Origin of the sequence: Kitasatospora sp. NPDC001540 (assembly GCF_042894345.1) — a bacterium.
Classification (GTDB): Bacteria; Actinomycetota; Actinomycetes; order Streptomycetales; family Streptomycetaceae; genus Kitasatospora; species Kitasatospora phosalacinea_C.
In genome coordinates this window covers 56193-69494 of record NZ_JBIAVO010000001.1, presented here as the reverse complement: position 1 = coordinate 69494, position 13302 = coordinate 56193, and the positions used below count along the sequence as shown (strand labels likewise).

The 13302-nt window shown below is 73.7% G+C and carries 11 protein-coding genes; 8 read left to right on the top strand and 3 right to left on the bottom strand.

Annotated elements, in window-relative coordinates:
• Nucleotides 1–133: 133 nt before the first annotated feature.
• Together ACFY00_RS00305 and ACFY00_RS00300 are read right to left on the bottom strand one after the other, a co-directional pair.
• Nucleotides 134–592, bottom strand: a complete 459-nt coding sequence (locus ACFY00_RS00305; RefSeq protein ID WP_285738056.1) for a peroxiredoxin — start codon at nt 590–592, stop codon at nt 134–136.
• 199 nt (nt 593–791) lie between these two features.
• Nucleotides 792–1229 carry a DUF3052 domain-containing protein gene (locus ACFY00_RS00300; RefSeq protein ID WP_388025606.1) on the bottom strand — a complete coding sequence of 146 codons (438 nt, stop codon included), beginning with the start codon at nt 1227–1229 and terminating at the stop codon, nt 792–794.
• Between the two features lie 468 nt (nt 1230–1697).
• On the opposite strand from ACFY00_RS00300, the gene aceE reads away from it, so the two are divergent.
• Nucleotides 1698–4448 carry a pyruvate dehydrogenase (acetyl-transferring), homodimeric type gene (gene aceE, locus ACFY00_RS00295; RefSeq protein WP_388025603.1) on the top strand — a complete coding sequence of 917 codons (2751 nt, stop codon included), beginning with the start codon at nt 1698–1700 and terminating at the stop codon, nt 4446–4448.
• A 180-nt stretch (nt 4449–4628) separates the two neighbouring features.
• On the opposite strand, the gene ACFY00_RS00290 is transcribed toward aceE, so the two are convergent.
• Entirely contained in the window at nt 4629–6197 is a 1569-nt protein-coding gene (locus ACFY00_RS00290; protein ID WP_388025601.1) for an MFS transporter, read from the bottom strand.
• Between the two features lie 207 nt (nt 6198–6404).
• Here ACFY00_RS00290 and ACFY00_RS00285 point away from each other — a divergent pair, with 207 nt between their 5' ends.
• The 7 genes from ACFY00_RS00285 to ACFY00_RS00255 all read left to right on the top strand — a co-directional run bounded on the left by ACFY00_RS00285 (nt 6405) and on the right by ACFY00_RS00255 (nt 13295).
• On the top strand, nt 6405–7070 hold the full coding sequence (locus ACFY00_RS00285; protein ID WP_388025598.1) for a TetR/AcrR family transcriptional regulator: 666 nt from the start codon (nt 6405–6407) through the stop codon (nt 7068–7070).
• A gap of 78 nt (nt 7071–7148) precedes the next feature.
• Nucleotides 7149–8441 carry a sensor histidine kinase gene (locus ACFY00_RS00280; protein ID WP_388025595.1) on the top strand — a complete coding sequence of 431 codons (1293 nt, stop codon included), beginning with the start codon at nt 7149–7151 and terminating at the stop codon, nt 8439–8441.
• Nucleotides 8438–9115, top strand: coding sequence for a response regulator (locus ACFY00_RS00275; RefSeq protein WP_388025593.1), 678 nt, complete (start codon nt 8438–8440; stop codon nt 9113–9115). The genes ACFY00_RS00280 and ACFY00_RS00275 overlap by 4 nt, the downstream gene beginning before the upstream one ends.
• Before the next feature lie 115 nt (nt 9116–9230).
• A complete protein-coding gene (locus ACFY00_RS00270) occupies nt 9231–10340 on the top strand; it encodes an alpha/beta hydrolase (protein WP_388025590.1) in 1110 nt (369 codons plus the stop codon).
• A 32-nt stretch (nt 10341–10372) separates the two neighbouring features.
• Nucleotides 10373–11584 carry an acyltransferase gene (locus ACFY00_RS00265; RefSeq protein WP_388025587.1) on the top strand — a complete coding sequence of 404 codons (1212 nt, stop codon included), beginning with the start codon at nt 10373–10375 and terminating at the stop codon, nt 11582–11584.
• 41 nt (nt 11585–11625) lie between these two features.
• On the top strand, nt 11626–11961 hold the full coding sequence (locus tag ACFY00_RS00260) for an MmcQ/YjbR family DNA-binding protein (protein WP_388025585.1): 336 nt from the start codon (nt 11626–11628) through the stop codon (nt 11959–11961).
• 143 nt (nt 11962–12104) lie between these two features.
• Entirely contained in the window at nt 12105–13295 is a 1191-nt protein-coding gene (locus ACFY00_RS00255; RefSeq protein ID WP_388025583.1) for an alpha/beta hydrolase, read from the top strand.
• Nucleotides 13296–13302: the final 7 nt, after the last annotated feature.

Genomic DNA, 13302 nt, shown 5'->3' with positions numbered 1-13302 from the left:
ACAAGCCGGGGGCGCCCCCCCCCCCGCCCCCCCCCCGGGGGGGGGGGGGGGGGGCCGGGCGGGGGGGGGGGGGGGCCGGGGGCGCGCGCCCCCCCCCCCCCCCCCCCCCCCCCCGGGAGCGCCCGCAGGAGGGTCAGAGCGCGCCGAGGGCGGCCAGGTACTCCTGGGTGTCGCGGGCGTCCGGCAGGCCGTTCACGATGCTCCAGCGGACGGTGCCCTCCTTGTCGATGACGAAGGTGCCGCGCACCGCGCAGCCCTTCTCCTCGTTGAAGACGCCGTACGCCCGGGAGACCTCGCCGTGCGGCCAGAAGTCCGACAGCAGCGGGTACTCCAGGCCCTGCTGGTCGCCGAAGACCCGCAGCGAGAACGGCGAGTCGTTGGAGACCGCGAGCACCTGCACCTCGTCGTTCTGCAGGCGCGGCAGCTCCTTCTGGATCTCGCAGACCTCGCCGGTGCAGACGCCGGTGAAGGCGAACGGGTAGAAGACCAGGACGACGTTCTTCTCGCCGCGGAAGTCGGACAGCTTCACGGACTCGCCGTGCTGGTTCTTCAGCTCGAAGTCCGGGGCCTGGGTGCCGATCTCGATGCTCATGAGGGGGCCTTCCTGCCTCAACGGTGGTGCGGTCGTCACGATCCTCCCATCCGCCCGCCCCCGTTCGACCGTCCGGGTGAGCCGGCCCGGCCGTCCGGAGGGCCCTGTTCGCTCCGGGTGAACGGGGGCGGCCCGGAACGCCGACGGGCCCCGTCGGCGGATTCGCCGACGGGGCCCGTCGCGGGTCTCGGTCCGAAGGTCAGCGCTTGCCCGCCTTCGAGGCCTTCGGGGTGGCCAGGCGGGTGCCCGCCCAGTCCTTGGCGATCGCCACCGAGCTGGTCTGCGAGAGACCGGCGGTCTTCGCTGCGTCGGCGATCTCGTGCGCCTCGACGTGTCCGTCGCGGCCGGTCTTCGGGGTGAGCAGCCAGATCAGGCCGCCCTCTGCCAGGTACTCCAAGGCGTCGACCAGGGCGTCGGTGAGATCCCCGTCCTCGTCGCGGTGCCACAGCAGGACGCCGTCGGCGACGTCGTCGTAGTCCTCGTCGACGAGTTCGGTGCCAGTGATGTCCTCGATGCCCTCGCGGAGCTCCTGGTCACTGTCTTCGTCGTACCCGAGCTCCTGGATGATCTGGCCCTCTTCGAAGCCGAGACGAAGCGCCGGGTTGGACTTGTCCGCGGGGTCCGCGGTCGCGCTCACGGGAATAACCTCCAGTATTCGGCCCGGCGTCCATGCCGGGGCTGTGGCCGTAGTCCACACGGGAGTGGCGGTTCGCGCAAGTACCCGACCCCCGATCCCACCCAAAGGTTGACGTGTCGCGGGGCGACACGCCGCCCACTGTGGTGGTGAACACACCCGTATGTCCCTGTCCGTACCGACAAGGATGCTTCGTCTCGTACCCCCGTGCAGCCGGTTCACCCGCCGTACGCCTGCCCGAGATGCGAACGGCATTCGGGTCGGAGCAGGGTGCGGGCGTAAAGTCTCCTGTTGGCCCTCATCCCGACCGGCCGCCATCGTCCGGCCGGGGTCCCAGGTCGGACCACCTCCTGACCGTCCCGTCCACCAGGCGGAGCGGTTACCGATCGGTAGAGATGACGGATCTCCGAACGCGGTAGCACGATGGAGGCGGCGCGACAACTCAGTTTCGACCGACAGTGAAGGAACAGCGTGGCTTCCGGATCCGATCGCAACCCGATCATCATTGGCGGCCTCCCGAGCCAGGTCCCGGACTTCGATCCCGAGGAGACCGCGGAGTGGCTGGAGTCGCTTGACGCTGCCATCGACGAGCGGGGGCGCGAGCGTGCCCGCTACCTGATGCTGCGGCTGATCGAGCGCGCCCGCGAGAAGCGCGTAGCCGTGCCCGAGATGCGCAGCACGGACTACGTCAACACCATCGCGACCAAGGACGAGCCGTTCTTCCCCGGCAACGAGGAGATCGAGCGCAAGATCCTCAACGCGACGCGCTGGAACGCGGCCGTCATGGTCTCCCGCGCCCAGCGGCCCGGCATCGGCGTCGGCGGCCACATCGCCACCTTCGCCTCCTCCGCGTCCCTGTACGACGTGGGCTTCAACTACTTCTTCCGCGGCAAGGACGCCGACGGCGAGTCCGGCGACCAGGTCTTCTTCCAGGGCCACGCCTCGCCGGGCATCTACGCCCGCGCCTTCCTGCTGGACCGACTGACCGAGCAGCAGCTCGACGCGTTCCGCCAGGAGAAGTCCAAGGCGCCGTACGGCCTCTCCAGCTACCCGCACCCGCGGCTGATGCCGGACTTCTGGGAGTTCCCGACCGTCTCGATGGGCCTCGGTCCGCTCGGCGCGATCTACCAGGCCCGGATGAACCGCTACCTGGAGCACCGGGGCATCAAGGACACCTCCGACTCGCAGGTGTACGCCTTCCTCGGCGACGGCGAGATGGACGAGCCCGAGTCGCTCGGCCAGCTCTCGCTGGCGGCCCGCGAGGGCCTGGACAACCTGACCTTCGTGGTCAACTGCAACCTGCAGCGCCTGGACGGCCCGGTCCGCGGCAACGGCAAGATCATCCAGGAGCTGGAGTCGCAGTTCCGCGGCGCCGGCTGGAACGTGATCAAGCTCATCTGGGACCGCTCCTGGGACCCGCTGCTGGCCCAGGACCGCGACGGCGTCCTGGTCAACAAGCTGAACACCACCCCGGACGGCCAGTTCCAGACCTACGCCACCGAGTCCGGCGCGTACATCCGCGAGCACTTCTTCGGCGGCGACCTGCGCCTGCGCGCGATGGTCGAGAACATGACCGACCACCAGATCCAGCACCTGGGCCGCGGCGGCCACGACCACCGCAAGGTCTACGCCGCGTTCAAGGCCGCCCGCGAACACAAGGGCCAGCCGACCGTCATCCTGGCGCAGACCGTCAAGGGCTGGACGCTGGGCCCCAACTTCGAGGGCCGCAACGCCACCCACCAGATGAAGAAGCTGACGGTCGAGGACCTGAAGCGCTTCCGCGACCGGCTGCACCTGCCGATCACCGACAAGCAGCTGGACGAGGGCTACCCGCCCTACTACCACCCGGGCCGCAACTCGGAGGAGATCCAGTACATGCACGACCGCCGGCAGGAGCTCGGCGGCTACGTGCCCACCCGCAAGGTGCGCCCGCGCAAGCTCGAACTGCCGGGCGACGACGCGTACAAGGCGGTCAAGAAGGGCTCCGGCAACCAGACCATCGCCACCACCATGGCGTTCGTCCGGGTGCTCAAGGACCTGATGCGCGACAAGGGCATCGGCAACCGCTTCGTGCCGATCGCGCCCGACGAGTACCGCACCTTCGGCATGGACTCGCTGTTCCCGTCCGCCAAGATCTACAACCCGCTCGGCCAGACCTACGAGTCGGTCGACCGCGAGCTGCTGCTGGCGTACAAGGAGTCCCCGTCCGGCCAGATGCTGCACGACGGCATCTCCGAGGCCGGCTGCACCGCCTCGCTGATCGCGGCCGGCTCCTCGTACGCGACGCACGGCGAGCCGCTGATCCCGGTGTACGTCTTCTACTCGATGTTCGGGTTCCAGCGCACCGGCGACCAGTTCTGGCAGATGTCCGACCAGCTGGCCCGCGGCTTCGTCATCGGCGCCACCGCCGGCCGCACCACCCTGACCGGTGAGGGCCTGCAGCACGCCGACGGCCACTCGCACCTGCTGGCCTCCACCAACCCCGGCGTGGTCGCCTACGACCCGGCCTACGGGTACGAGATCGCGCACATCGTCCAGGACGGCCTGCGCCGCATGTACGGCTCCTCCGCCGAGCACCCGCACGGCGAGGACGTCTTCTACTACATGACGGTCTACAACGAGCCGATCAAGATGCCCGCCGAGCCGGAGAACGTGGACGTCGACGGCATCCTCAAGGGCCTCTACAAGCTCAAGGACGGCGAGGGCGGCCAGATCCCGGCGCAGATCCTCGCCTCGGGCGTGGCCGTGCCGTGGGCCCTGGAGGCCCAGCGCATCCTCGCCGAGGAGTGGAACGTCAAGGCGGACGTCTGGTCGGCGACCTCCTGGAACGAGCTGCGCCGCGACGCCGTCGAGGCGGAGGAGTTCAACCTGCTGCACCCCGAGGAGCCGCAGCGCGTCCCGTACGTGACCACCAAGCTCTCCGGGGCCGAGGGTCCGTTCGTGGCCGTCTCCGACTGGATGCGCGCCGTCCCGGACCAGATCTCCCGCTGGGTCCCCGGCCAGTACCAGTCGCTGGGCGCCGACGGTTTCGGCTTCGCCGACACCCGCGGCGCGGCCCGTCGCTTCTTCCACATCGACGCGCAGTCGATCGTCCTGGGCACGCTCACCGAGCTGGCCAAGCAGGGCAAGATCGACCGCTCGGCGCTGAAGGACGCGATCGACCGCTACCAGCTGCTCGACGTGGCGGCGGCCGACCCGGGCGCGGCCGGCGGCGACGCGTAAGCATCACCTGGCGCGAAGGTCCGCCCGGGGAGGGAGCTTCTCTCCTCGGGCGGACCTTTCCGTCGTCGCACGCCTCCTCGCCCCGCCAGGGGCGCGGGGAACTGCGCGAGCAACCCCCGGAGACGGCAGGATCCGCCCGGCGGAGGGGACTCCCCTCTCCGGGCGGATCCGCGTTGCGTGTCAGATGTGGACCGCGGGGCCCGCCTCGTTCGCTCCGCGCTTGGTGAGCAGGCCCAGCCCCGCCGCCGCCAGGGCGACGACCGAGGCGACCACGAAGGCCGTGCCCATGCCGCTGACGAAGGAGGAGTGGACCGCGTCCGCGACGGTCGGCGGGACGTTCGGCGGCGCGATGCCGAGCTGGGAGAGCTGCTTGAGCTGCTCGCCGTCCGGGCCCGCGGGCAGCGGCTGGCCGGTCGCGGCCTGCCAGTTGCCGGGCAGCACGTCGGTGACCTTGGAGGCCATCACCGCGCCGAGGACGGCGGTGCCGAGGCTGCCGCCGACCTGCATCGCGGCCTGCTGCAGGCCGCCCGCCACGCCGGACAGCTCCAGCGGAGCGTTGCCGACGATGACCTCGGTGGCGCCGACCATGACGGGGCTGAGGCCCAGGCCCATCAGGACGAACCACAGGGCCATCACGCCGTTGCCGGAGTGGATGTCCAGGGTGGACATGCCGAGCATCGCCGCGGTGGTGAAGAGCATGCCCGCGACGATCGGGATGCGCGGCCCGATCTTGCCGATCAGGAAACCGGCCACCGGCGCGCCGACGATCATCATGCCGGTCATCGGGAGCAGGTGGACGCCCGCGTCGACCGGCGCCATCCCGTGCACGTTCTGCAGGTAGAAGGTGACGAAGAAGATGCCGCCGAAGAAGGCGAAGGCCATCAGCACCATCAGCAGGGTGCCGGCCGAGAGCGGCACCGAGCGGAACAGCGAGAGCGGGACCAGCGGTTCCTTGGCGTAGTTCTGCCAGACCGCGAAGAGCACCAGGGCGAGCAGCGCGCCGCCCAGGAACAGCAGGGTGGCGGGGTCGGCCCAGCCCCAGGTCGGGGCCTTGATGATGCCCCAGACCAGCATGAACATCGCGCCGGAGAGCAGCACGATGCCGGGGACGTCGAAGGACCTGGCGGCGTTCTCGGCCCGGACGTCCTTGAGGATCAGCAGGCCCAGGACCAGGGCGACGGCACCGACCGGGACGTTGATGAAGAACACCGACTCCCAGTTGACGTGCTCGACCAGCAGGCCGCCGACGATCGGCCCGGCCGCGGTGGAGGCGCCGATGACGCCGCCCCAGATGCCGATGGCCATGTTGAGCTTGTCGGCGGGGAAGGCCCCGCGCAGCAGGCCGAGCGCGGCGGGCTGGAGCAGCGCGCCGAACAGGCCCTGCAGCACGCGGAAGAGGATCACCTGCTGGATCGACCCGGCGAAGCCGATCGCGGCGGAGGTGGCGGCGAAGCCGACCGCGCCGACCAGGAAGGTGGTCTTGTGGCCGAACCGGTCGCCGATCTTGCCCGCGGTGATCAGGAAGACCGCGAGGGCCAGCAGGTAGCCGGAGGTGACCCACTGGATGTCGGCGGGCGAGGCGTGCAGGTCCTGCTGGATGGCCGGGTTGGCGATGGCGACGACGGTGCCGTCGAGGGCGACCATCATGACGCCGACGGCGACGGTGAGCAGCGTCAGCCAGGGGTGGCCCCGGAGCCTGCCGCCCGCGGCCGGGGCCGCTTCCTTGTCGAGTACTACGGACTGGCTCATGTCTCGGGAGCTCCCCGTTCGTGTGGTGCGGCCGGGCCGCGCTGGAACGAAAGGCGGCGGTGTCCCGCTCCCACGCGCCCGTCCCCACGAGCTCCACGACAGACGGACACCGCCACCGCCGAACATTATGTCAGCTACTGACATTAGACAAACGGTGACTCCTGTCACCCGCTGCCATCTCGCCACCGCGGCGCTATCGTTGGCCCCATGGCCACCCCCACCACCGCCGCCGACCCGCAGTCCGTCGGCCTGCGCGAACGCAAGAAGCGGCGCACCCGGGACGCCCTGGTCGACGCCGCCCACCGGCTCTTCCTCTGCCACGGCTACGGGCGCACCACCGTGGACGAGATCGCCTCCGAGGTGGAGGTCTCCCAGCGCACCTTCTTCCGGTACTTCGCCAACAAGGAGGAGGTCGCCCTCGCCGTGCTGGCCGAGGCCGAGCAGGCCTTCCTGGAGTTCCTGCGGGCCCGCCCGGCCGGGGAGAACCCGCTGGAGGCGATGCGCGGCGCCGTCCGCGAGGTCTGGCAGGCCGTCGACCGCGGGCAGGACGCCGGACAGGACAGCGGACCGGCCGCGCTGGAGCTGTTCGAGCTGATCGAGTCCACCCCGACGCTGCTCGCCGCCCACCTGCGGCACTCCCTCCAGCAGGAGGTCGAGGTCGCCCGGATCCTCGCCGACCGCGAGGGCCTCGACCCGGCCGTCGACCTGCGCCCCCGGCTGCTCGCCGCCGTGTTCGGCACCGTGGTGCGGCTCTCGCACCTCTCCTACGCCGCCGACCCGGACGCCCACCGCCACTCGATGGACGGCATGCTGGCCCTGATCGAGCGCCACTTCGACCAGTTGGGCCCGGCGCTGGCCGGCTCCTGGCGCTGACCCCCTACCGGGGTAGCACCCCGGACGCGCTACCGCAGGGTGAGGACAGCGGCCCGTCCCCGTCCTACCCTCGGCCCGGTGACCCCCTGGAAAGAGTTCCTCCGCGCCCTCACCGAACCCCTGGACGACCACCGCCCGCCGCTGGCGACGGCCCGCCGCAGATGGGTCCGGGCGCTCCCGTACGGGCTGGTGCTGGCCGCGATCGGCTCCCTGCTGCCCACCGGCATCGTGACGCTCACCGGGTTCTACGGGGTGGACCCCTCGCTGGCCACCGCGCTGGCCGTGGTGCAGTCCGGGGCGCTGGCCCTGGCGCTGACCCGGCCGCTGCTCGCCTGGCAGCTGGTCGCGCCGTCGGTGCTGGTCGGCGCGGTCGTCACGCACGGCGCCGCCGCGGAGCAGCCCTGGCCGTGGCCGGCCCCCACGCTGCTGGCGTACCTGTTCCTGATGGTGCTGCTGGCGGTCCGCGAGCGCGGCCGCACCCTGCTCGCCGTCTGGGTCGTCACCTTCCTCGGCGGCAGCCTGAGCTGGACGGTCTTCAACGCGCACTTCGACGGCACCTCGGTGGTGGTCACCGTGCTGTCCGGGGCGGTCCTGCTGCTCGGCTGGAGCCTGCGCGGGCGCGGCGAGGCCCAGCGGCTGCTGGCCGAGCAGGAGCAGATCTCCGAGACCGAGCGGGCCCGGCGCACCCTGCTGGAGGAGCGCGCCCGGATCGCCCGCGAGCTGCACGACGTGGTCGCCCACCACATGTCGGTGATCACCGTCCAGGCGGACAGCGCCCCGTACCGGATCGAGGGCCTGCCCCCGGCCGCCGTCGAGGAGTTCGGGCAGATCGCCGCCGCCGCCCGCGGCTCGCTCGCCGAGATGCGCCGCCTGCTGGGGGTGCTGCGGGCCGACGGGGGCGCTCCCGACAAGGCGCCGCAGCCCGGGCTGGCCGACCTGCCGAAGCTGCTGGCCACCGCCGGACAGGCCGGGGTGCGGGCCGAACTCGCCGTCGCGGACGGGGTGGCGGCGCTGGAGCCGGTGCCGGACGCGGTGGCGCTGTCCGCGTACCGGATCGTCCAGGAGGCGCTGGCCAACGTCGTCCGGCACGCCCCCGGCGCCACCGCCGAGGTCCGGCTCTCGGCCGCGGACGGCGCGCTGGCCCTGACCGTCCGCAACGGGCCGCCGCCCGGCCGGTCCGCCGCCGTGGAGACCTCCGGCGGCACCGGGCAGGGACTCGTCGGAATGCGCGAGCGCGTCCGCCTGCTGGCTGGCACCCTGGACACCGGCCCGACCGCCGACGGCGGCTACCGGGTGAGCGCTGTCCTGCCGCTGGACGGCACCGGCCCGGGCCCGGGCACCGGCACGGATCCAGGGGAGAGCACCGCATGACCATCCGCGTCCTGATCGCCGACGACCAGGCGATGGTCCGCGCCGGGTTCGCCGCCCTGCTCAATGCCCAGAGCGACATCGACGTGGTCGGCGACGCGGCCGACGGCCGGCAGGCCCTGGAGGTCAGCGGCCGCACCCACCCCGACGTGGTCCTGATGGACGTCCGGATGCCCGAGATGGACGGCCTGGAGGCCGCCCGCCGCCTGCTCGACCCGCCGCCCGGCGTGGTGCACCGGCCGCGCGTCCTGATGCTCACCACCTTCGACGTCGACGACTACGTGTACGAGGCGCTGCGGGCGGGCGCCAGCGGCTTCCTGCTCAAGGACGCCCCGCCCGCCGACCTGATCGCCGCCGTCCGGGTGGTCGCCGCGGGCGACGCGCTGCTCGCGCCCTCGGTGACCCGCCGCCTGATCGCCGACTTCGCCCGCCACCGCCCCGCGCCGCGCCGCGACCCGCGGCTGCGCCTCAACGGCCTCACCCCGCGCGAGACCGAGGTCCTCGAACTGATCGCCCGCGGCCTGTCCAACCAGGAGATCGCCGCCCACCTCGTGCTGGCCGAGCAGACCGTCAAGACCCACATCGGCCGCATCCTCGCCAAGCTCGACCTGCGCGACCGCGCCCAGGCCGTCGTCCTCGCCTACGAGAGCGGCCTGGTCCAGCCCGGCGCGCAGTAGGGCGCACCGGCTGCCCCTCCGGTATGACCCCCGGGTTGGCTCCCCGGGGTGACGCCCCCTCACCCGCCTTGTTCCTACCTTCCTCCCCGTTGCCGAACGAGCGGAGGAGGAGCGGATGTCGTCGCGTCTGCGTCGGGGGACGGCCGTGGCCGGGCTGGTGCTGGCCGCGGTGCTGGGGGTGGGGTCGTGGGCGTCGCCGGACGCGCAGACGCCGCTGACGGGGCCGCCGCCGGGGGCGGCGGCCTGGGTCGCGGACACCACGCTGGGGGTGCGGCTGCCCGACCCGGGGAGGGCCGCGCCGGAGGAGGTGGCCGCGTTCTTCGCGGGCCTGCCGCCGGCGCGGCGCGAGTCCCTGGCGGTGCGCCACCCGCAGGTGGTGGGGAACCTGGACGGCGCCCCGGTGGCGCTGCGGCTGCGGGCCAACGCGCTGGCCGTCGAGGAGGAGCGGGCCCGGCAGCGGGCCCGGGCCGGGGACGCCGCGCTGCCGTCCGCGGAGCGCGCCGCGGCCGCCGCGCAGGCCGACCGCTACGCGGGGCTGGCGGGGCGCCGCCTGCTGGCGTTCGACCCGCGCGGGCGGGGCCAGGTCGCCGAGGTGTTCGGCGACCTGGAGCACGACGGGCGGACGGCCGTCCTGGTGCCGGGCTCGGACGTCGACCTGGCCAGCTACGACCGCCCCTCCGCCGCGGGGTACGACACGCCCGCCGGGATGGCCCGGGCACTGCGCGCGGCCGGGGGTGACCGGGTCGCGGTGGTGGTCTGGGCGGGCTACACGACGCCGGTCGGCCTGGGGGTGGACGCGGCCCGGGAGGAACTCGCCGAGGCGGGGGCCCGGCGACTGGACCGGCTGGTGCGGGGGTTGGCGCCGGTGACCGGGCGGGTCGAGCTGTTCTGCCACTCGTACGGGTCGGTGGTGTGCGGGCGCTCGGCGCCGGACCCGGCGCTGGTCGCGGGGGTGGTGGCGGTGGCCTCGCCGGGGATGGGCCTGGAGCGGGCGGACGAGCTGCGGGTGCCGGTGTGGGCGGTGCGCCGCAACGCCGAGGACTGGATCGGCGAGGTGCCGAACGTCTCGCTGCTCGGCTTCGGCCACGGCGCCGACCCGACCTCGGGCGGCTTCCGCGCCCGGCTGCTGCCCTCCACCGGCTCGCACGGCCACAGCGGCTACTTCGCGCCGGGTTCGGCCTCCCTCGCGGCCTTCGCCGCACTCGCCCTCACCGCCACCGCCTGACCTCCCGTCAGCGACCCCTGGAGAGCTCCGTGATGACCTCCCTGACCCGACTGCGCCGCGCCGCCGCGCAGGTCGACGCGAAGACCCCCGCCACCCGCGACCGCGCCCTGGACGGGCTGCGCGCGCTGGCCCTGCTGTCCGTCCCGGTGGGCCACTGGCTGCTGGGCGGGTTCGACCCCGCCGGCGGGGTGCTGCGCAACGCCAGCCCGCTGGGGGCGCTGCCGTTCATGGCGCCGCTGAGCTGGCTGCTGCAGATGCTGGGGGTGTTCTTCCTGGTGGGCGGCCGGGCCTCGGCGCTGTCGCTGCGCCGGGCGGCCGACCGCGGGGTGCCGGTGCGCGCCTGGCTGCGCGGCCGGGTGCTGCGGCTGGTGCGCCCGGTGCTGGGGGTGGCGGCGGTGTGGGCGGCGCTGGTGCCGCTGCTGCGCGCGCTGGGCGTGCCGGAGGGGACGGTGCGCACGGGCGCGGTGCTGATGGTGCAGCCGCTCTGGTACGTCGCGATGTACCTGGTGCTGACCGCGCTGACCCCGCTGTGCGTCAAGTTCGGCGCCTGGGCCCGGGGTTGGGGCGCGGCGGGGCTGATGGCGGCGGTCGCCGCGGTGGACCTGCTGCGGTACGGGCCGTGGGGCGCCTCGATGCCGGGCTGGCTGAGCCTGCTGAACCTGCTGCCGGGCTGGCTGTTCGCGTACCAGCTGGGCGTGGACTGGGCGCACGGGCGGCTGACCCGGGCGGGGGCGAAGCTGCTGGCGGTGGGCGGGGCGGCGCTGTTCGCGGTGCTGCTGCTGGTCTTCCACTACCCGGCGAGCATGGTGGGCGTGCCGGGCGCGGCCCGGACCAACTCCCACCCGCCGTCCCTGCTGGTGCTGGCGCTGGCCTCGGTGCAGGGCGGCGTCGCGGTGCTGCTGAAGGACCGGCTGGGGCGGGCGCTGCGGCGGCCGCTGCTGTGGCTGCCGGTGGTGGTGGTCAACCTGGGCGCGATGACGATCTTCTGCTGGCACCAGAGCGCGATGTTCCTGACGGCGCTGGCGGGTTCGCACCTGGGGGCACTGCCGGGTCTGACCACCGTCCCGGACTCGGGCGGCTGGGCGCTGGCCCGGCTGGCCTGGCTGCCGGTGTTCGGCGCGGTGCTGGCGCTGATCGGCCGGTGGGCCCGGCGCTTCGACGCCCCGTGGCCGTCCCGGGCGTGGCGGGCGGCGGCGGGCGCGGGCGCGGCGCTGTTCGCGGTGTACGCCCTGGGCGCGGTCTGAGCTCGCGTCAACTGTCGGCGGCGGCACCTATCCTGGCGCGCATGGCGAGCTTCGAGGAACTGACCGCGCTGGCCCTGGCGCTGCCGGGCACCCACCAGGAGGAGACCTGGGAGCAGGTCACGCTGCGGGCGGGGCGGAAGATCTTCGCGATGGGCCGGCCCGAGTCGGGCGAGGCGGTCGTGAAGGCCGCCCCGGCCGAGCAGGCCGAGTTGGTCGCGGCCGCGCCCGGGGTGTACGCGGTGGCGCCGTACACCGGCCGGTTCGGCTGGGTGCGGGTGCGACTGGCCGGGGTGGAGCGGGACGAACTGCGCGAACTGCTCACCGACGCCTGGCGTTCGGTCGCCCCGAAACGGGTGGTGGAGGAGTACGGCGGGTAGCGTCCGGGCGAATGTGACGCGGAACACGGTTTGCGCCCTGCCCCCGGGGTCGGCCGCCCTCTACTCTGGCTGACTAGTAGTTGGCAGTCACGCACCGTCGGGTCAGTCCCGCCGCGATGTACCGGCCCGAGGGAGTGGACGCGATGCACCGCAGGCGGGTCAAGCGAATCCTGATCGGTGTGTTCGCCGGGTGCGCCGCCCTGGTGGACGCCGGTGCGGCCGCCGCGCAGGCCGCCGCCTCCAACGAGCAGTTGGCGATCACCACCCCGCCCGCGGGCAGCTCCGCCTGGGTCGCCGACCGGACCCTCGGCCGCCCGCTGCCGGACCCGGCCACCGCCGACCCGGCCGCCGTCGCCGCCTTCTTCGCCTCCCTCGCCCCGGCCGAGCTGAACCGGCTGGTGGCCGAGTACCCGCTGGTGGTCGGCAACCTGGACGGCGCCCCGCCGGCCGTCCGCTACCGCGCCAACCGGGTCGCGATCACCGCCGAGCGGGACCGCGCCCGGCAGCGCGCCGCCGACACCGGCCTGGACCCCACCACCCGCGCGCTGGCCGCCTCCCGCGCCAACGACTCCGACCGGCTGTTGGCCCCGGGCCGGCAGGTCCTGGCCTTCGACCCGCGCGGCCGCGGCCTGGTCACCGAGGTCTGGGGCGACCTGGCCTCGGCCGAGCGGATCGCCGTCCTGGTGCCCGGCTCGGACGCCGACCTCGGCCACTTCGACCAGACCGCCGACCCGCTGCGCTCCCCCGCCGGAATGGCCCGCGCCCTGTACGCCGAGGAGCACGCCCAGGCGCCCGGCACCCGCACCGCGGTGATCGCCTGGACCGGCTACGTCACCCCGCAGGGCCTCGGCCCGGACGCGGTCACCTCCCGGCTCGCCGAGGCGGCCGCCCCCCGGCTGACCCGGCTGCTGGCCGGCCTCAAGCAGACCGCCCACCCGGAGGCGCCGCCCGCGCTGCTGTGCCACTCGTACGGCTCGGTGGTCTGCGGCACCGCCTCGCCCTCGCTGCACGACGCGCAGCCCACCGACGTGGTGGCGTTCGGCAGCCCCGGGATGGGCGTCGACTCGGCCGCCGAGCTGGGCACCGGCGTCCAGGTGTGGGCGGCCCGCAACCCCGGCGACTGGATCGGGAACGTGCCCTACCTGGAGGTCGGCGGCCTCGGGCACGGCGCCGACCCGACCACCCACGCCTTCGGCGCGGTGTCGGTCTCCTCGCTGGGCGCCAGCGGCCACAACGGCTACCTGGCCGAGGGCACCGCGAGCCGGCACAACTTCGCCGCCATCGCGCTGGGCCACTACGGCGAGGTCAGCGGCCCGTCCGAGAGCCAGGGCTGACGCCCCG

Coding starts and splice junctions, on each gene's coding strand:
- ACFY00_RS00305 (WP_285738056.1), bottom strand. CDS start 592: ATGAGCATCGAGATCGGCACCCAGGCCCCGGACTTCGAGCTGAAGAAC.
- ACFY00_RS00290 (WP_388025601.1), bottom strand. CDS start 6,197: ATGAGCCAGTCCGTAGTACTCGACAAGGAAGCGGCCCCGGCCGCGGGC.
- ACFY00_RS00285 (WP_388025598.1), top strand. CDS start 6,405: ATGGCCACCCCCACCACCGCCGCCGACCCGCAGTCCGTCGGCCTGCGC.
- ACFY00_RS00275 (WP_388025593.1), top strand. CDS start 8,438: ATGACCATCCGCGTCCTGATCGCCGACGACCAGGCGATGGTCCGCGCC.
- ACFY00_RS00270 (WP_388025590.1), top strand. CDS start 9,231: ATGTCGTCGCGTCTGCGTCGGGGGACGGCCGTGGCCGGGCTGGTGCTG.
- ACFY00_RS00265 (WP_388025587.1), top strand. CDS start 10,373: ATGACCTCCCTGACCCGACTGCGCCGCGCCGCCGCGCAGGTCGACGCG.
- ACFY00_RS00260 (WP_388025585.1), top strand. CDS start 11,626: ATGGCGAGCTTCGAGGAACTGACCGCGCTGGCCCTGGCGCTGCCGGGC.
- ACFY00_RS00255 (WP_388025583.1), top strand. CDS start 12,105: ATGCACCGCAGGCGGGTCAAGCGAATCCTGATCGGTGTGTTCGCCGGG.